Annotated in this window: 21 protein-coding genes; 3 read left to right on the top strand and 18 right to left on the bottom strand. The window is 58.1% G+C overall.

Annotated features, from left to right (window positions below):
- Positions 1-96: 96 nt before the first annotated feature.
- Genes DVK05_RS06050 through DVK05_RS06000 form a run of 11 tightly spaced genes read right to left on the bottom strand, consistent with a single transcriptional unit; the run spans position 97 to position 7533 of the window.
- On the bottom strand, positions 97-1506 hold the full coding sequence (locus DVK05_RS06050; protein ID WP_121562515.1) for a hypothetical protein: 1410 nt from the start codon (positions 1504-1506) through the stop codon (positions 97-99).
- The gene (locus tag DVK05_RS06045) at positions 1503-2273 is read right to left on the bottom strand and encodes a hypothetical protein (RefSeq protein ID WP_233559406.1); all 771 of its coding nucleotides are present in this window, start codon (positions 2271-2273) and stop codon (positions 1503-1505) included. The genes DVK05_RS06050 and DVK05_RS06045 overlap by 4 nt, the downstream gene beginning before the upstream one ends.
- A gap of 40 nt (positions 2274-2313) precedes the next feature.
- Positions 2314-4158, bottom strand: a complete 1845-nt coding sequence (locus DVK05_RS06040; protein WP_121562514.1) for a hypothetical protein — start codon at positions 4156-4158, stop codon at positions 2314-2316.
- Positions 4155-4574, bottom strand: a complete 420-nt coding sequence (locus DVK05_RS17270) for a zinc ribbon domain-containing protein (protein WP_199712293.1) — start codon at positions 4572-4574, stop codon at positions 4155-4157. Before DVK05_RS17270 ends, DVK05_RS06040 begins: the two co-directional genes overlap by 4 nt.
- Positions 4571-4840 (bottom strand): hypothetical protein, encoded by a 270-nt coding sequence (locus DVK05_RS06030; protein ID WP_121598746.1) that lies wholly within the window; start codon positions 4838-4840, stop codon positions 4571-4573. The genes DVK05_RS17270 and DVK05_RS06030 overlap by 4 nt, the downstream gene beginning before the upstream one ends.
- Complete coding sequence (locus DVK05_RS06025) at positions 4840-5214, bottom strand: hypothetical protein (protein WP_233562166.1); 375 nt, start codon at positions 5212-5214, stop codon at positions 4840-4842. Before DVK05_RS06025 ends, DVK05_RS06030 begins: the two co-directional genes overlap by 1 nt.
- Before the next feature lie 53 nt (positions 5215-5267).
- Positions 5268-5507 carry a hypothetical protein gene (locus DVK05_RS06020; protein ID WP_233559401.1) on the bottom strand — a complete coding sequence of 80 codons (240 nt, stop codon included), beginning with the start codon at positions 5505-5507 and terminating at the stop codon, positions 5268-5270.
- Positions 5508-5554: 47 nt separating this feature from the next.
- On the bottom strand, positions 5555-6046 hold the full coding sequence (locus DVK05_RS06015) for a hypothetical protein (RefSeq protein ID WP_121562954.1): 492 nt from the start codon (positions 6044-6046) through the stop codon (positions 5555-5557).
- A 1-nt stretch (position 6047) separates the two neighbouring features.
- Positions 6048-6500, bottom strand: a complete 453-nt coding sequence (locus tag DVK05_RS06010; RefSeq protein WP_121562511.1) for a hypothetical protein — start codon at positions 6498-6500, stop codon at positions 6048-6050.
- A 36-nt stretch (positions 6501-6536) separates the two neighbouring features.
- Entirely contained in the window at positions 6537-7007 is a 471-nt protein-coding gene (locus tag DVK05_RS06005; RefSeq protein WP_121562510.1) for a hypothetical protein, read from the bottom strand.
- Position 7008: 1 nt separating this feature from the next.
- Positions 7009-7533 carry a hypothetical protein gene (locus tag DVK05_RS06000; protein ID WP_199712292.1) on the bottom strand — a complete coding sequence of 175 codons (525 nt, stop codon included), beginning with the start codon at positions 7531-7533 and terminating at the stop codon, positions 7009-7011.
- Between the two features lie 361 nt (positions 7534-7894).
- Between DVK05_RS06000 and DVK05_RS05995 the strand changes: the two genes are divergently transcribed.
- A complete protein-coding gene (locus DVK05_RS05995; protein ID WP_121562509.1) occupies positions 7895-8161 on the top strand; it encodes a hypothetical protein in 267 nt (88 codons plus the stop codon).
- 121 nt (positions 8162-8282) lie between these two features.
- Here the strand turns inward: DVK05_RS05995 and DVK05_RS17780 are convergent, their stop codons facing one another.
- Positions 8283-10598: a PGF-CTERM-anchored ABC transporter substrate-binding protein gene (locus tag DVK05_RS17780; protein ID WP_121562953.1), complete on the bottom strand. Its 2316-nt coding sequence runs from the start codon at positions 10596-10598 to the stop codon at positions 8283-8285.
- Positions 10599-10749: 151 nt separating this feature from the next.
- Between DVK05_RS17780 and DVK05_RS05985 the strand changes: the two genes are divergently transcribed.
- Entirely contained in the window at positions 10750-11520 is a 771-nt protein-coding gene (locus tag DVK05_RS05985; RefSeq protein WP_233562163.1) for a site-specific integrase, read from the top strand.
- Positions 11521-11809: 289 nt separating this feature from the next.
- Here DVK05_RS05985 and DVK05_RS05980 read toward each other — a convergent pair whose 3' ends face one another.
- Positions 11810-12469 (bottom strand): DUF998 domain-containing protein, encoded by a 660-nt coding sequence (locus tag DVK05_RS05980; protein WP_121562507.1) that lies wholly within the window; start codon positions 12467-12469, stop codon positions 11810-11812.
- A 304-nt stretch (positions 12470-12773) separates the two neighbouring features.
- Between DVK05_RS05980 and DVK05_RS16850 the strand changes: the two genes are divergently transcribed.
- A complete protein-coding gene (locus DVK05_RS16850) occupies positions 12774-13145 on the top strand; it encodes a hypothetical protein (protein ID WP_147435697.1) in 372 nt (123 codons plus the stop codon).
- A 29-nt stretch (positions 13146-13174) separates the two neighbouring features.
- Here DVK05_RS16850 and DVK05_RS16845 read toward each other — a convergent pair whose 3' ends face one another.
- The 5 genes from DVK05_RS16845 to DVK05_RS16835 form a co-directional block, all read right to left on the bottom strand.
- The gene (locus tag DVK05_RS16845) at positions 13175-13948 is read right to left on the bottom strand and encodes a hypothetical protein (protein ID WP_147437738.1); all 774 of its coding nucleotides are present in this window, start codon (positions 13946-13948) and stop codon (positions 13175-13177) included.
- 16 nt (positions 13949-13964) lie between these two features.
- The gene (locus DVK05_RS05970; protein ID WP_158598851.1) at positions 13965-14462 is read right to left on the bottom strand and encodes a sigma factor-like helix-turn-helix DNA-binding protein; all 498 of its coding nucleotides are present in this window, start codon (positions 14460-14462) and stop codon (positions 13965-13967) included.
- A 432-nt stretch (positions 14463-14894) separates the two neighbouring features.
- Positions 14895-15353, bottom strand: a complete 459-nt coding sequence (locus DVK05_RS16840) for a hypothetical protein (protein WP_121571330.1) — start codon at positions 15351-15353, stop codon at positions 14895-14897.
- 245 nt (positions 15354-15598) lie between these two features.
- On the bottom strand, positions 15599-15829 hold the full coding sequence (locus DVK05_RS05965) for a hypothetical protein (protein WP_147437737.1): 231 nt from the start codon (positions 15827-15829) through the stop codon (positions 15599-15601).
- Positions 15826-16680 carry a hypothetical protein gene (locus tag DVK05_RS16835; protein ID WP_147437735.1) on the bottom strand — a complete coding sequence of 285 codons (855 nt, stop codon included), beginning with the start codon at positions 16678-16680 and terminating at the stop codon, positions 15826-15828. The genes DVK05_RS05965 and DVK05_RS16835 overlap by 4 nt, the downstream gene beginning before the upstream one ends.
- Between the last annotated feature and the right edge of the window lie 55 nt (positions 16681-16735).

The raw sequence follows: 16735 nt of genomic DNA, 5'->3' as shown, positions 1-16735 counted from the left end.
ATCGCGGGGGGATATGGGGGGTTGGCGCACGCGCGTGCGCGTAACCGTCTGCTCGGCGCGGTTCGACTCGATTTTGGCGATTGGTTGAGACCAGTTTCATTTGGCGCTCACTCTCCGAACTTCCGGCGAGATGATGCGGAGCTTTCCTGGAACCTTGTAGCGGCGAGGAAGATCGTCCCAGCCGAACTCAGTGTACTGACCGCTGGTCCAGAACAGACCGCGGCCGAGCTTCCATGTCGACGTCATCTCGCTGCTCATCGGCGGCCGAACACCGATGATCTCGTCACTACCGGTGGGGTTGTCGGTGCCGGAGAGGGTAACTCCCCAGCGCATTTTCTTTCGGATCATCCACGAGATCTCTCTCGGCTTCTGTGTGAGCAGCACGAACGACAGGCCGTTCCGGCGGAAGTCGACGTACTGCTGGCTGACGGCGTCGATCTTCGTCGAGAGGCCGCCGTTGTCGTTCGAGGCGTGGTGTTTGAACAGGTTGCTCGCCTCGTCGCAGACCCACGTCGTCCGCATCGAGCGCTTCTCGTTGACGTTGTGGTGGACGAGCCAGCTGAACCACCAGTGACTCGTCGGTGTCACCTGCTTGTCGTCGAGCTCGGGGTCGTGCTTCGCGCGCTCCGCTTCCCAGACGCTGGTGTACTCCAGCGGCGGACACTCGGACGCCTTCCGGGTGATCTCCTCGGCACCTCGGAACCTCGGGTCGGGATAGACGACGTGGAACGCACCCGACATGAGGACGTTGTTGTTCAGGTCGTCGAGGTCGCTGTACCGCTCGACGCGCCAGACGATGTCTTCGAGGCCGACCTCGATCGGCTCGAAGTCCGTCTCGGCGAAGCCAGAGTCGTCCTCTGGCGGCGCGAGTTGGACTTTGTACTCGATGCCCTCCGGCAGGCACACCACAGCCCACGGGGCCAGCGGGAGCCACTCGGTCCGCTGCGGCGTCCCGCGCCAGACGACGGCCTCCCCGTTGACCTCCATCCAGCGAGCGATGAACGTCGACACGCTGGTGGTCTTCCCGCGCCCCATCGGCCCGTGGATCAACGCGTCGGAGCCCCCAGTCGTTTCGAGGTCACTATCGTCGACGGTGGTGTCCGGGTCGGTCAGGTACTCGAACACGCCTTTCCGGGCGTCCGAGAGGCCGCTGAAGTCCTCGAAGTCGAGGCGGAACCCGTCCATGTCCGAGGTGTGGACGATCGCGTCGAGCATCGCTCGCGGATGACGAAGCGTGCTGTGTGGCGGTGTTCCTTCGACTGGGTCAGGAGTCCGCTCTAGCCGGTCGAGGAGCTTTGGGAACGGCGTCATCTCCATGTGCCGAACCAGATTCTCGCCGATGCTGTGCCTCCGCTTGTCGTTTTGAACCTCCCGAGTAGCCTCGATGTTTGTCGCCTGAAGGCCTGTAAGCCACTCGTACAGGTACTCCGGGTCCTGTACGACCTCAAGCATCGAGTCTGCCGAGTCTACCGGGATGTCGTCTGGGATGTCCGCTGAGTTACTCATGATATATTGCCTCCAGAAGAGGACGCGACAGTTCCGCTCGCTAGCTCCTCGGCGTTCGAGGCAGCCGTCCGGAGCGCACTGTTCCAGGCGGGCAGAACGTCCTGCGCGAGCATTGAGTCGAGGACCGCCGTCTGCTCGTTCGCGAGCGCTGTCCACCACTGGCTCATCGGGTTACAGACCTTCGCGGTGAAGTCGCGCGGGAGGTGTCCCGAGGCCGCGTACGCGACTTCATCCGCCCACTCGACCGCGTCCGCCTGAGACCGGACTCCCGCCTCTCCGAACGGTTCTCGAAGCGCTCGGTGTTGGTCGACGACGCGCTGGTGGAGTCGCGGGCGCATCGCGATGAACCGTTGGCGGTCAACGTGTCGAACGCCGTCCTGCTCGTCGGTGAAGTCCCCAGACTGAGCGCGGATGACGTCGACAGCCTTCTGGAACGCCGGAGAGAGCACGTCCTGAATGATGCGCGTCCGCTCGGTGCGCGCTTCCGACGGTGATGGCGCCGTGTCGCCACAGAGCCGCTCTCGCTTCTCGTGCGAGTCGAGACACGCCGCAACGGTCCACTGGTCGTTGACGAGCCGGCTGAACCACTTGTCCGGCACGCGGCCAACGGAAATCGCGGCCGCGACGTGGGACCACACCAGCAGCTCGTGCCGACTCTTGAATCCGGAGCGGAGTCGCGACCGGATGTCGCGTTGTTGAGCGCGGAGTGTCGGCAGAGCTGGGACGTGGGCCTTCTCCGCGGACCGCTCGTCGTCCTCGCGTTGCATCGAGATGATCGACCCGAGCGGGTCCGGCGAGGTGGCAGAACTAATCGTCCGCCACCCCCGAATCAGTGTCCGCGTCGATTTCCCACGGCGCCGGTGTGTCGCCATCGCCGTCGTCCGAGTCCGAGCCGGAAGAGGCGCCGACGTTGTCGGCCATGTCGGTGCCGAACATGTCGTCCATCTTCTCGGCCATCTCCTTTCGCAGCGTCTGAACCGTGGACTGAGCGCGGTCGAGCGCCTGCCAATCCATGTCCTGAATCTGCTTGTGGAGGTCCTCGAACGTCCGCCGGGCGACGTACTCCTGCCGCTCAGTCGCCACGGTCGCACGAACGTCCGAGTAGTGGTACGGCGCCGGCTCGACCGACATCTGCCCGTCGACGGCGACCGTGCCGGCAACGAGGACCGGGAGCAGTGCGAGCGTCGCAGCGACGAGCTGCGCGCCGAAGACCGCCATGCCGGCGAAGTAGGCGAGCGCCCCACCGCCGACCGCGACCCCCAGGAACGACCAGTTGAGCTTCTTCGAGAAGTTCGAGAGGCTCGTCGAGATCGCCGCCGGGAGCGCCGCGATTCCGTCACCCTCCGGCGGCTCCTCAAGCTCTTCGTCCGCGACGTCGACGGTTATCGACGGCGAAAACGAGAGTGTCGCCGGCGAGTGCGTGAGGACCTCATCGCTCGTCGGGTCGACCTCGTACATCCGTTCGAGGTCAGAGTCCGCGTCGCCCTCGTCGACGGTCGTCAGGTCCTCTCGGGGGACGGCCGCCGGGTCCGCCCAGTACCGGGCGATCATCGCCATGAGCCCCTTTGCGGGCGCGTAGAGCGTCCCACCGCGGCTCACGACTGTCTTGATGCGGTTCGGAACGAGGCGGCTCGAAGCTGCCTCGTCGCCGGTCGGCGTGACCGCGTCGTCGTTGAGGCGCCGCTGGAAGAAACCCGCCTTCTCCGCGTCGGCGTCTCGGAGGCCGAGCATCAGGATAAGCCCGATGAGGCCGACTACGACACCCACAACCGCGGGCGCGTTCGCGAGCACGGCAGCGGTCGCGAAGGTCGCGAACCCGGCCGCTCCGATGAAGATCACCCCGGAGAGGATGAGCCAGAAGCCGAGCGGCTTCTGCGCCCCGATCACGATCCGGTCGAATACGTGGTCGGCGATCTTCCGGGAGACGAACAGCGACGCGAGCGCCGGGAGCAGGATGTAAATCCCGCCCCAGCGGAAAAGGTCACCTTCAGAGTCGACCGAGAACGCCGGCGACTGCGCGAGCGGGTTGCTCTGGTGCTCGAACCGCCAGCGGGCGCCGTCGACGATCTGACCGTCGCGCTCTAGCCACATCGACACCTGAACCGTCTCGTCGAAGTGCGGCTGAAGCGAGATGCGCGACGCGTCCCGGCCCTTCTCGACGTTGATGCCGACGCGCTGGACCTCTTGGCCGGCCGCGTACGTCCGCTGTTGGCCGTTGGGTCCGGTCGTCGTCTCGGGCGTCCAGTAGACGAGGACAACCTCGTACTCGCCCACAGCGTCGACGTACGCGCTCGTCTCAAACGTGAGCGTGTTCGTCTCGACACGCGTCGACGACGTGAGCGGCTTCTTCTGCGAGTTGATGAGCGACAGAGAAGAGTACTTTACGAACGCACCCCCGGTGCCGAGGCTCCGCTCGGATTCGATCGTCACAGCCTCGGACGTGCTCGGCGGCTGCTTTCCGCTTCGCCGGAGCTCCTCGATAGAGAACGGTCCGGGGGATTCCCACGTCACGTTCCCCTCGGTTTGAGAGAGTCCGTGGGCCTCCACAGCCGCCGAGGCGTCCGTCTGAGTACCCACGGCGGCTCCGGCCACCGGCACGAGCGCACTCGCGACGAGAAACGCGGCGGTCGCGACGACCCACGCGCGTTTCATCGGGCCTCCTCGTGCTCGTCGCTCTCACCACCGTCCGTCACCGGTGCCGGAGCGCGTTCAGGCGACTCTCGGCGCTCTAGCTCTTCGAGACCGACCGGTCGGAACCGCTCATCGACGCGCTCGTCGATCGGCGGCGCCGCCTCGATCTCGTCGAGACGCTCGCCGCACGTCGGACAGAAACGCGACTTCATCGCGTTCACCGAGGAGTTACACCTCGGACACGCGTCGAATCGGCAGCGGTCGCGCAGGACGAACAGAGCCATCCCAGCGCCGAAGCCTGCCAGCGTCACGACCGCAGCGTCCGCGAAAACACCGAGGGCCGTGACACCTACGGCAGCGGCGTAGAGCGCGTATGCCGTCCCGCTCGGGGCGTCGAGGAACCATTGTCGGACCGTCCGGCGAGTGGTAAGCTTCATGCGTTCACCTCACCGTCAGACTCCGATTTGTAGAGTTCCTCGAACACGAGCCAGTTGTTGAAGGCGTATCCGGCGACAAAGCCGAGAACGCCGACAAACGCGACGGGTAGGCTCGACACGGTAACTCCGAGGACAACGACGAGGCCGATCATGACCGCCATGAACGCGTGGTCTCCCCTCTCCTCGTACCGTTTCTCCACTTCGATGAACGGTGCCGAACGCGTAACCGAGACGGTTCGGACTTCTGGAGGCTCGCTCGCCGGCATCAGTCATCATCCTCCGTCGAGAGGACCGATGCGAACACCCACGCGAGGATCGCGACGACACCGACCGCCGCGAGCTCGCCGCCGGTGAGTTCGAAGCCGAGCCCTTCGAGCGCGATTACGCCGGCACTGCCACCGACGAGGCCGCCGACCGCGGCGGCGCCAATCTCCCACACCGCGGGGCCGAAGTACATCCCGCCGATGAGGCCGCCAGCGCCGAGCACGCGTTCGGCGTTCGCGGCGCCGAAGATGCGCTTGAACGCCTTCTTCGGGTACATGACGAGATACGCCAGCACATCGGTGTACTCGCCGATGACGTACGCGAAGCCCGCGATGATAACCCATCCGAGGATGGCTTCCATGCTCATCGCCGGCATCTACATCGCCTCCGTTGACCGCGCTGTACTGCCTGTAATCGTGGTTTCGTGTTTCATGAGTCGTCGATTGAATCTTCGAGGTCGTTGCTCGCGTCCCAGAGCAGCTTGATGAGGAGGATGGCGCCGGTGATGACCACCGCCTGCGTCCCCCAGCCTTCCGGAAGCGGACTCGATTCGCCGAGCGTGCTGAACAGCGAGCTGATGTAGAACAACTGGTTGATGTTCGTCCACGCGTAGAGCGCGAGCTGGTCGACGAGCGGGATGTTGAATACCGCCGCGACAGTGCCGAACAAACCAGTTACCACCGCTGCTGGACTTTTCAGTGCGTCTGGTGCCATTATCAGGTTCCGAGTATCCCCGCGAGTCCCGGCACCGCGTCCGCGATGACCAGGATGATTCGCTGCCCGATGAACGCGACCGTGTACACGACGAGGACGACCTCGCCGGCAAGGATGATCGGCGCGAGCGGCCCGCCGATGGTCGCGAAGGACACGAGCGCATCGATTATGGTGTCGACGATGCCGAGGATGCCGGTCCCGTCGATCGCGGAGCCACCGAGCGCCGAGCCGACGCCGATGAGCGTGTCACCGATGAACAGCGGGATGTCGGCGAGTCCGAGTGTACCGACGAGTCCCGGCCCATCGCCTTGGAAGACGAGGACGATGAGGTCGAGCACCTGTGTGACGAGGCTGTCAACGCCGCTTATCAGCGGCTCCAGCAACGCCCCAAGGATGAACCCCTGCGGAGCACTCGCGAACCGATACAGCACACCAGGGATGCTCGTGTCACCGCCACCGCCTCCGTCAGTGGCGCTACTCTCACTCGCAGCCACGTCACCCACCTCCAACGAGCCGGGCAGCAGCTGCTTGGAGGCCGACGCTCAGGACGTACACCGACCCGAGCACAATCGCGACGTTGATCGGCAGCGAGAGGATACCGAAGTTCGACGTACTGAACGTGAATGCGTTCGAGTACGCTGTCCCGATAGCGCCGATCGTGAGCTCGATGAAGCCCGGCGAGTCCACGGTCGGCCGGCCGCCTGCTCCGAGGGGCTCTTCCCACCCCTCGATGAAGCCGGCGAACCCGCCGACAATCGACACGAAAGCGTCCGCTCCCGCCGAAATGAAATCGGTTACCCCCGCAACGACGGTTGCGATCACTGACGTGAAGATGGCCTTGCCGAGCTTTCCCCAGTTGACGGGGTTCGAGGCGTCCACAATCGGGTTTGTGCCAGACGTGTCGCCGTTGATGAACTCTAGGAGGCCGCTGTCGCCGCTGCTAGACATCGGCGCTCACCTCCCGAGTCCTCGGCGACGAGTTGGTCATTGGTCGTCGGTCGCCTCCTCGTCGGTGCCGATCACCGGGACGTCGAACGGGAGTCCCGGGAACAGGTTCCCAGTCTCTTCTTCGTCGAGGAACGTCGCAAGGAAATACAAGCTCAAGAGAGCGAGTCCTACCGTTAGCGGTAGCGCGAGGATACCGGCGATCGTCTCGCCGAACACTGCTATGATCGCGTCCTCCGAGATACGCGACCCCGCTTCGATCAGCGCTGCCGGCGCGGTGAGGAGTCCGTCGAACAGCGACGAGATCGACTCGCCGGCGCCTTCGAACGGCGACGTCGCGAACTGCGTGATCGCGTTGATGATGTCGACAATCGCGATGAACGGCGACGTGATCAGGCCGATCACTGACGCACTCAGGACGGTCGCTGCTTTCCCGCCGTTAGAGAGGTAGTTCGCGATACCGTTCAGCGTGTCCACGCCGCCACCGTCTCCAAGCGAGAGGGTAGCCATGTTATCCCTCCAGCGCGTTCTTGAGCGGGTCCAGGAAGCCGGCCACGTAGGCGCCACCGATGACGACTAGGCCGATGAGGATGTTCCGCGGCGTGAACAGTCCGCCGCCACCGACGCCCGCGAAGACGCCGCCCCCGCTCGCCTGGTTAACCGTCGTGCCGATCTCGATGCTGTCCGCGGACTCCTCGTCGGAGTCGCTCGCGTCCTCGGTGACGAGGACTCGGTACGAGTCGTACTTCTCCGAGTCGACCGCGAACGTCTGCCGTGCCGTGTCGTTTTCGTCCGCTGACGAAATGCTCCCAGCCTCTACCTCCGTCGAGAGGCCGTCCGAGATGCCATAGACCGTGTAGTTGAGGTTGTCTCCCGAGGTGTTCGTGACTTCGAGGTAGACGCTCTCGGTGTCACCGTCGACGGTCACCTCCTTGTCCGCGAGCTCCGCACCCGACTGTGCGACTGCGGGTACCGCCATCGACGTGAGGACTGCGAACGCCAGAAGCGCCGCGAGTCCCGTCTTCTTGATGTTCATGCGCTACCTCCGTAGCCGCCGCTACTGCGAGTCTGTGTCATTGAAGTTCGAAAATGTCCATTTCCGGCGGACACACCGTACTTCTCGGCCAATTCAACATCGAACGGGTACCGTACCCGGAACCGTTCGAGGTACTCAGCGAACCGGTCGCTAACCGCCAGCCCGCGAGTGCCGTCGCTCACGGTCGCCGACCACCCCGGCTTCTCTCAGTTGTGTCGTCCATCGCTGTCTATCGGCCAATTCCGGCCGATAGACCGGCTGTAATGTCCCCCTCCGTTGAACCCTCGTCTCAAATGGGGCAAAGTAACCTCTCGTCCATGTCAGAGGTACCTTTAAGAGACCCAGACAGTACGGCGCTGCTATGCAGAAGCTACAGAACCACGGTGGATCGGGTGTCGTGACGCTCCCGCGCGACGACCTCGAAAAGGACGACCTCCTGGAGCAGGGAGAGCTCCCGGACGAACAGCACCTTGATGTCGATCGGCTCGGACGGCGGACCTACGTGGTTCGGATCCCCGAGGAGGGAGGCGACCTCCCAGAGCTGTCGCAGTGCGAGGTCGTCGAGCGGCTTGCCGCGAAGCGAGCTCTCGACCTCGGTGTCGGGCGGGGCACGCCGCAGGCAGACTGATATCACCGACCCTGTTGGAATCCTCAGGGACTGACAGGTATAGGTTGCTCAATACAGAGTGCCTATGTTACACTGAATGTATTATTTTCTACCCCACATTTACTCGTGGGTAACTAACGCACTATTCCCGTGGCGACAGGTAGGCGAAGCCAAGAATCACTAATACGGTTACGACAATTCCGAATCCAGGAACCTCAGACTCTGTCCCCTCATCAGTTGTATTGGACAGTCCAGCGTCTTGCTCGGTCTCTTGATTAGCAACATCATTGGATGTCCCAGTCCTATCATCCTCTTCGTTAGAGGTACTATTGAGCTCTGTTGAGGTAGTATTCTCTTTACTCGGTGTGTCGGTGGCCGTCTGATTTTCCTCCACGGTTGTTTCGTTCTCATTCACAGCCGTTTCGTTCGTATCTACGGCTGTTTCGTTCGTATTCACAACCGTTTCATTCTCATCGACGGCTGTTTCGTTCGTATTCACAACCGTTTCATTCTCATCGACGGCTGTTTCGCTTTCACCTACTGCCGTTTCGTCCTGCTCATTTTCATCATTCCTGTCATTCTCGTCACTACTGCTTGAGCCACCGGACCCATCTGTTCCACTTGTATCGTCTCTGTCATCCTCTGATTGAAGATCTTCAACACCGTTTGCGAGCGTTTTTGTTGATTCGATAACGCTACGAGGCGCAGGCTGATTGAGATAATTATTGTTCAACACTACGTAATTATTGTTTTCACCCGCACTTGTGCTGGCATATGGCTGCCGCTCAAGGATCGACGCCTCAGAGTCTGTCACAAGCATCAATTCAGGGTTGGTTTGGAGGATTACCTCATCCGAGAGCTGTGGATATCCATCTGCCTCTGACGCTGCGACATTAGTGGTCCCACCAATCTGCATAATTTCGTTGATGAAGGTATTGTTACCAGCGACATAGCCTCCCCCAAGTGGATACAGTGCATCGGGACGGTCAAGGTCCGAGGTCTGATTTTCAACATTCTCTACGGTCTGATTCATCTCGTTGTTTATTTTTGTTGCTGCCTCACAGTTCCCGACAAGACGGCCTGTGCGTTCTGTTTTTGCCGCAATATCATCAATATCGGTAGCGGCCGGGAAATGGTAGACTGTGAGATTCTGTGTACGAAGATCTGCGACTTGACCAGCTGATGCGTTAGGTGCTAACACAAGGTCGGGATCAGTCGCAACGACCTTTTCCACGCTGACACCGAACTCTGCGGAGACATTCGTTTTGCTGCCAGTTCCATTCAAATACCCAGCAAATTCTGTTACACCGACAACCCGATCTTGCGCACCAATCTCCCAGAGGGTTTGGGCTGCCGACGGGTTTGTTGTCGTGATCCGATCCGGCTGTTCATCCAGCGTGATTTCTGTCCCTGTCGTGTCTGTTATAGTAAGCGGGAACCCACATGTACCATTGCTATCGGCCGTATCTTCTGTTTTGTCGGCTTGTAGGTCCTTAACAGCAGCCGCGAGAGATTTTGTTGACTCAATCACGCTCCGGGGCGCGGGCTGGTTTAGATAACTCTTATTCATAACTACATAGTTATCATCAGCCCCAGCAGTTGTGCTGGCGTAGGGTTCTTTATCAAGAATTGCGCCCTCTGTATCAGTCACAAGTATGATCTCAGGGTCTGTTTTAAGGATGACTTCATCCGAGAGCTGTGGATATCCATCTGCCTCTGACGCCGCGACATTAGTGGTCCCACCAATCTGCATAATTTCGTTGATGAAGGTATTGTCACCAGCGACATAGCCTCCCCCAAGTGGATACAGTGCATCGAGACGGTCAAGGTCAGAGGTCTGATTTTCAACATTCTCTACGGTCTGATTCATCTCATTATTCACCTCCGCTGCTGCCTCACAGTTTCCGACAAGACGGCCTGTACGTTCTGTTTTTGCCGCAATATCATCGATATCGGTGGCGGCCGGGAAGTGGTAGACTGTGAGATTCTGCGTACGAAGATCTGCGACTTGGCCAGCTGATGCGTTAGGTGCTAACACAAGGTCGGGATCAGTCGCAACGACCTTTTCCACGCTGACACCGAACTCTGCGGAGACATTCGCTTTGCTGCCAGTTCCATTCAAATACCCAGCAAATTCGGTTACACCGACAACCCGATCTTGCGCACCAATCTCCCAGAGTGTTTGGGCTGCCGACGGGCTTGTTGTCGTGATCCGATCCGGCTGTTCATCCAGCGTGATTTCTGTCCCTGTCGCATCCGTGATGTTGAGCGGAAACTCACAGGTGTTTCCACTTGCTGTCTGTAGTGGTTCATGACCGCTAAAATCAGGAGACAGTTTTTCTCCTTCTGAGTATTCGAACTCTGCTCCTACCGATTGTGCTCCAGCGGCAGTTCCTGAGGCTCCAACAATTGCTGTCACCACAACCACCACCAGTAGAATCACTCGCAAGTTCTGCACACTTGGCGGCAGGGTTTGTGAAATATAGTTTTTATTATTCCAATCCTACTTGCTATACTCTCTCGGTTATTTGTCTGTGCTTACCCCTTCGTGCCGCCACTCATTCGCGGGTGGTGGATATTCTCTCTGTATTCAGCACGGTCCTAGAAACGTGTCCGCGATCGAGGATGTAAACAGAGCCACCACTCTTTTTCGAAAGTTTGCTTTTCGCGTTTCTATACAAACGCGAAGAATAGCCGCCGAATCCGCCCCGATCACTCCCGAAACTCCGTCCGTCGCAACCTTCATATTTCATGGACATGCGGAGAAGCACGAAATGAGAACAGAGCGAAACCGCGACGGCTCCTGGAACGTCTGGATGTCCCGCGAGGAGTACGAGTCACTACCCCGAGCCGCCGAGTCCTTCCAGCATGAGATCGCGATTCGGTTGATGGGCGACTGCGGACTCCGTGTCGGCGAGGTCCTCGACGTCGAGCCCCGCCACATCTCGCGGATGACCGACGGTCGGCACTACGAGCTCGAAGTCGTCGGCGGGAAAGACACGACCGGCGAGTTCGTCGACGGGAAGCAGCGCGAAACGTGGCTCCCCGTCGACGTCGAGGCGACGATCAACCGCTATGTCCAGACCGAGGAGATCGCGCGGAACGAGGTACTCGTGGATGTGACCAAGCGCACCGTTCAAAATTGGGTCGAGAAAGCTGCCGTCGGTGTTGCCGAGGAGAGCGGCGATTCAGACTACGAGCGCGTGAGTACGCACGACCTCCGCCGATGTTGGGCGAACCACCTGCTCGTCGAGGAGCACGTCTCTCCGCGGACCGTGATGGCGCTCGGTGGCTGGAGTTCCTATGACGCAATTGAGCCCTACCTCGCGGCGCCGACAGAGGAGAACATCATCGACTCGATGAGCGGGGTAGCTCTGTGAGCAGCGGTCGTGCGGAGCTCACGTCTTCCGGTTTTGTTTGAGCGGCGTTGTTTGTGATCTTCTTCGGAACCCTAGTGTTCGCTCACGACGGCGGGATCATCCTGTTCTAATCGGTTCGCAGAAGAGCCGCTCGTATCTGACTCTCCATCACTTCCCGGACAGGCGCCTACGAAGTACTCCTTTGTTGATGGATTTTAGCGGCCGTGCTGCTGAATACAGGGTGCGTATCTGTCTCCATGACTGTGAACGCCCCACTCGAACTCCGATGGGGAGGACCGTTACAACTCACCTACTCTGCGGAGTCCCCCGCCGCGTCCGAATCCGCCAATAGATATCCTCCAAAAGCAAGCAGCCAGAGGATAAGAGGATAGACGACCCAGCGCTCGATTCCGCCGGCCCCGAGGAATTCGAGCGGATGTGGACCAGCGACGATCAGTCCAAAGAAAAACACACTAATGAGCATAAGAAGCGAGACTCCACCGAAGACCCCACAGAGGAACGAGAACGGCCGGGAAACGACCCGCGTGGAGAAGACGACCGTAATACCGCCCATAAAGAACGTAAGGAGGGCAAATAGGCCATGCCATGGAGCCACGTTTCCCGGAAAGACCCCGACACCGAAGGCACCCACTCCGAAGATAGCCAATGTAATCGGGAAACCGCGACGGTCCATCGCGCGGTAGAGTAGATATGCCGAGAAGATTACGATCAACCCTGTCAAGAGCATTGTGGAATTGAAGATCGTCGCCGAGGGTTCGTGTATGACTGGGTTAGGTGGGCGTGTCGAGCCTAGGTCGCTGATATCTTGTCGAGTCGTATAGTTCGGATAGAGAACTTCTGCCGTGATGATCCCCATGAAACCAATAAAGCCCGACGCGGCGAGACCGAGACCCGCTAATGACCGATTAGAGAGTCTCAGTCGAGACTGGAGAGAGGTGGCTTGGTTCATCACCTACAAGTTCGTCCGATGAGGTGAAATAGTTAACTGATTGATGTAAATGGCTGCTGAACAGATGCTCTATATTCAGCACCCTCTTTCTGTCAGACTCTGGGAGTTTGACCGACTCAGTCTTTTATTTAAACTGAGGGACTAATCGCCAGTCGGGCGAAAAGGATTTGCTTCTCACCATGTCTGTCCGGCTCTCCATCACTTCTCGGACAGAGCCTATGGAGTATATCGATCACTACAGAAGCCAGTATAATCCAGAAATCCCCCGATAGTAATAATAACCTTGCTAACAGAAACCAACCAAATGGATCAAGAGGAATATCTCATCTGGGAAGTCAAAGCGAATTCCTTGTCAAAGCACGAGGCGGAGTCGGTTATTGAGTCTCTCGCTGATCAGGTAGCATCCGAAACTGATGAGAAAATCGACTACAGAGAAATCCACACCCTGACCGGGCCCGAGACAGTCGTCATTTCATTCGTTGTCGGTGTAGCAAGCAAAGTGGTTGCGCAGGCGATTTATGACGCACTCACCGACGCACCAGAAACCAGGTCTATTCGTGCGAGTGAAGGCTTGTCTGTCATTCATAATGGGTCTGGGGATATTAACTTGACAGTCCCCGACGAAGACGTTGAGGAAACGGACGATCGGACTGAGACTGAGCTGCGAGAAGAGTAACGAGCTACAGGAAGCGCTTACTTCCTTTGCTAACCGTCGAACAGCAAGCGGATGCGCAACTCAAAGTGATCGACGAGAGTGTCACGAACGCGCTTGCTCGCATTCGGCGCAACTCTACCTGCGGCTTCACCCTCAATAACAAGTGAGGTGAACACCTCCGCGAACAACTCCGATTCGCTCATACGGGAACTGGAGATCCCGTCGATGTCTGATTCTGGAATTGGTCCGTGAAGTCGCTCACTAATACGCCTTGCTTCGGCTTGCTGTTGATCTGTTTCGAATATTGGCGGGTTCTCCTCGTGACCCGCGTCAGGTGTAACAGCGTCGTAGAGCACGTGCCCAACCTCATGAGCAAGTACTGGACCGGTTCGATAGCCCAGGAAATCGAACGTGTCCTGGCCAATCTCAATAACTTCCGGCCCTGGGAGGTATTGACCGTACAACCCGTCAGTGTTGAACTTGACCCCAGTTCGGACCTTAGAGATCAGATCAACGGTTTTGACAAGCTCTTCAGCTTCAGTAGCACGCTGCTTGAGTTTCTCGTGGCGGATCGTGTCAACGTGTGGGAAGTCGTATTTCCGCGGATTGTCTTTCCACTTGTCTAGGTTGCGTGTTACGGGCTCATTCCGGAGCTCGTCTCGTTCTTGGATGTCCGCATCTCGCGTCTGGTGGAACTGTGCTGCTTCGATCCGCTTGTCACCACCACCTTGGAGCGTGAACGGGGTATCCCGATCGCCAAGCCGGAGAAACCCGTCTGACAGTTCTGTGATGTGCTCCTCAAGGTCGCGGTCCAGTGTGTACATTGACAGTGGGGTGTGTTCAATTCATGTCGGAGACGATCTGATCGAGCGTATCAACGAACGACTCGGCGGAGTTCTTCCGGTCGCGGGCATTGTACAACTGTGTATCGACAGTACTTGGGCTGACGTTGAGGATAGTTGCTGTTTCACCACGGCTGTACCCGTGGATCTCACGCAGCGCATACACGTGAGCCTGTTTTTTCCCAAGCAAATCATCTTCTGAGAGTCGAACGGCATCGCTGAGTGCTTCTCCGATTGGAGACAGGGTGACCTCCACACCCGACTCGAGGAGTGCTCGGACGGTGTCACTCATTACACTCGAACCTAACTCGACAGTCTGTTTCGGGATAAACCGGTCCTCGGACTGATCATACTCTCCGAGAGCAATTTCACCGCGTGAGTGGACATAGTAGGCAGCATCGCTCTCCAGTTGTCCGTTCTCGACGGTCCCGATCAGGACGGCCTCCTGTTTTGCGATGTACTCCGGGAACCCATCGAGAGCAGTCCCGTCGATCATACGACCACCTTTGCCACCGTTGAATGGCAACTCATGTCGACTTCGTATCTCTGACAGGGTATTAACCCTTTTGCCCAGGTTATCACGCACTCTATTCGCCAGTTTTCTCGGCGTGTCCCGGTTAAGTAGTCTTGTCTTCATAGTTTGCTACTGTACAGTAGCAATCTTTGTGCGGTACTACATAAAAGTGCCGCCAAGCTGGTGCCTATCGCCGTCATGAGACCGCAGTCAAGTAGACTCTCGCGCTCCGTGTCGCCTTTCCTACTGGCGGCTGGAAGCCCTCATTTAGGCGACTACGTTCGCCATGTTACTGCCCGCATGTATACCTATATTAAAACTGAGACCCTCTTCGCCAGTTGGGCGAGAAGGATGTGCTTCTCGCCATGTCTGGCCGTCCGGATCTCCATCACTTCCTAGACACAATTCATTAGTCTAATTCCCTTCTACAGAACCGTGATTCGGGTATGGTCTCTTCCTACCGAAGTATCGGTAGATAGCACCTCGTAGAGTGACATGAGCCATTTCACCATCTATCTCCTTACACTCCTCCTCTAGCACCTCCCACTCATCTTTCGAAGATCCGTCTCTGAACCCGATTCGAGTTGCTTCGATCGCGTTGATGAGATTCATCGACCGCGGATTTCCTTCTTCGAGAATCCAAGCATTCTCTCTGAATATGTCCTCAACAGCATTTCTAGACGATTCTAATGCGTTCTTTTCATCAGGAACAGGTCTGCTACTATCCTTCATCACCTGGATGTACATCATGTGAGATCGTAACTGCCGAATTGTGTCCATGTCCCTTCGGTACAGGCTAAGTATCTGCCCGAACATTACCGCACCAACACCACCAACCAGCGCTGCTGTAATTGTCAGCGCATTCCAGAGCATGATCTTATTTTATCAATGAGAGATATTCAAGTTGGGAGTATCACATCTGGTCGTATATAAGACAGAGACCTAGTCGCCAGTTGAGCGAGAACGACCTGTTTCTCGCCCTGTCTGAGCGTCCGACACTTCACCGATTCCTGGACAGTCTCCGTGTAAAACTAGCGGTCTACTTGCCAGTTGGTCGGGAACGATCTGTTTCTCGCCACTCCGCACCGTCTGAAAGGAATACAGGTCTGTGAAATAATTCAGGCAGAATCCAGAACGGACTCCCGTTTCGAGTCCGGTTCCAGATCCAGTTCTCTGTTCCCTTCCTCGATTTCAAGCGGGGACTCTCTCTCCTCGATCTCGATTTCGGTGTCGCCTACCAGCTCCTCTAGTAGCTCTTCCATCTCTTCGTCGGAAGGCTCCTTCTGCCACTGCTGAGTTCTCCCGTAGCTGTTTAGCACGCCACCGTCAGCGTCGTTTGGTCTTTTCATTGCCCTGGGTTCCACGTCACCGCGTTTTCTTCTAGGACTTCCTCTTTGACTTCTCTCTGTTCTCGCTCTATCCGCGACTGTATATCTTGTAGCTGACTAATTAAATTGTTGGGCGCAATATCAACGCTAGTACTGCTAACAACACCTAAATCCATATCTCCCCCGACTCCACTGGCCTGCTTTGCCCGCAAAATGGCTCCGGTGACCGTGATAAGTGTGTCTTGAAGATCTTCCTCCGGCGTGATGCCACTTTGTATGAATTGAGACTCCGCCGGCTGCTGTCCGCTTCCAATCGATGCGTACCCCAGCTTGTTATGGCCAGTCACGTCGCCACCGGATACCTCAAAGACATATGCTCCTGAGCGGTCCGCGGCACCTAGTAGGAGAGTCAGGTTACTGTGGATCGTTTGCTGAACCTGATTCACTTCCGCCATCATCCCCTCAAAGAAATCGTCTTTAAACTGGTGCTGCTTCTTCAGATCCTCTAGCTCAAAACCGTACTTCGATAGCACGTGGCTTTGGACCTTCTGCTGAACGAGGTATCTGTACTCTTCGCCGGCTACCTTCGCAAGCGATTCCGCACCTACTGGATTCGGTTCCTCCTGACGAAAGTGGTTCGAGAGGACATCATCAATCGAATTTAACAGCTCCTCGCCAAGACTCACCGAACCAGAGACGATTCCCAGCGCGTTGACGGTTGGCGCAAGTTGAGCGACTTCTTCGACCTTTGTTTGAGGGTGTTCATGTTCAATCGCAGACTGCTGTCTCGTCGTGACCAGTTGGTCCGCGGCTAGAACGACCCGAGGTGTCTCGCTCTCTGATTCCGCTATCGCAGCAACTCCAACTGTCATTAAGCATAGGAATATCTGTCGTCACTTTAGTCCGTCGGCCGACTCTCCGCCAGTT

The sequence above is a fragment of the Halorubrum sp. Atlit-8R genome, assembly GCF_003666025.1.
Lineage (GTDB): Archaea > Halobacteriota > Halobacteria > Halobacteriales > Haloferacaceae > Halorubrum > Halorubrum salinarum.
The sequence above is the reverse complement of the archived record's forward strand: the minus strand, read 5'-3'. Positions and strand labels throughout refer to the sequence as shown.

Excerpts from the sequence above, each read along its gene's own strand:
- DVK05_RS05970 (WP_158598851.1), bottom strand. The coding sequence starts at position 14,462 with ATGATCGACGGGACTGCTCTCGATGGGTTCCCGGAGTACATCGCAAAA.
- DVK05_RS06040 (WP_121562514.1), bottom strand. The coding sequence starts at position 4,158 with ATGAAACGCGCGTGGGTCGTCGCGACCGCCGCGTTTCTCGTCGCGAGT.
- DVK05_RS06050 (WP_121562515.1), bottom strand. The coding sequence starts at position 1,506 with ATGAGTAACTCAGCGGACATCCCAGACGACATCCCGGTAGACTCGGCA.
- DVK05_RS17270 (WP_199712293.1), bottom strand. The coding sequence starts at position 4,574 with ATGAAGCTTACCACTCGCCGGACGGTCCGACAATGGTTCCTCGACGCC.
- DVK05_RS05980 (WP_121562507.1), bottom strand. The coding sequence starts at position 12,469 with ATGAACCAAGCCACCTCTCTCCAGTCTCGACTGAGACTCTCTAATCGG.
- DVK05_RS06000 (WP_199712292.1), bottom strand. The coding sequence starts at position 7,533 with ATGAACATCAAGAAGACGGGACTCGCGGCGCTTCTGGCGTTCGCAGTC.
- DVK05_RS06005 (WP_121562510.1), bottom strand. The coding sequence starts at position 7,007 with ATGGCTACCCTCTCGCTTGGAGACGGTGGCGGCGTGGACACGCTGAAC.
- DVK05_RS06045 (WP_233559406.1), bottom strand. The coding sequence starts at position 2,273 with ATGCAACGCGAGGACGACGAGCGGTCCGCGGAGAAGGCCCACGTCCCA.
- DVK05_RS16845 (WP_147437738.1), bottom strand. The coding sequence starts at position 13,948 with ATGTACACACTGGACCGCGACCTTGAGGAGCACATCACAGAACTGTCA.
- DVK05_RS06025 (WP_233562166.1), bottom strand. The coding sequence starts at position 5,214 with ATGCCGGCGATGAGCATGGAAGCCATCCTCGGATGGGTTATCATCGCG.
- DVK05_RS06010 (WP_121562511.1), bottom strand. The coding sequence starts at position 6,500 with ATGTCTAGCAGCGGCGACAGCGGCCTCCTAGAGTTCATCAACGGCGAC.
- DVK05_RS16835 (WP_147437735.1), bottom strand. The coding sequence starts at position 16,680 with ATGACAGTTGGAGTTGCTGCGATAGCGGAATCAGAGAGCGAGACACCT.
- DVK05_RS06030 (WP_121598746.1), bottom strand. The coding sequence starts at position 4,840 with ATGCCGGCGAGCGAGCCTCCAGAAGTCCGAACCGTCTCGGTTACGCGT.
- DVK05_RS05995 (WP_121562509.1), top strand. The coding sequence starts at position 7,895 with ATGCAGAAGCTACAGAACCACGGTGGATCGGGTGTCGTGACGCTCCCG.
- DVK05_RS05965 (WP_147437737.1), bottom strand. The coding sequence starts at position 15,829 with ATGAAAAGACCAAACGACGCTGACGGTGGCGTGCTAAACAGCTACGGG.
- DVK05_RS16840 (WP_121571330.1), bottom strand. The coding sequence starts at position 15,353 with ATGCTCTGGAATGCGCTGACAATTACAGCAGCGCTGGTTGGTGGTGTT.
- DVK05_RS16850 (WP_147435697.1), top strand. The coding sequence starts at position 12,774 with ATGGATCAAGAGGAATATCTCATCTGGGAAGTCAAAGCGAATTCCTTG.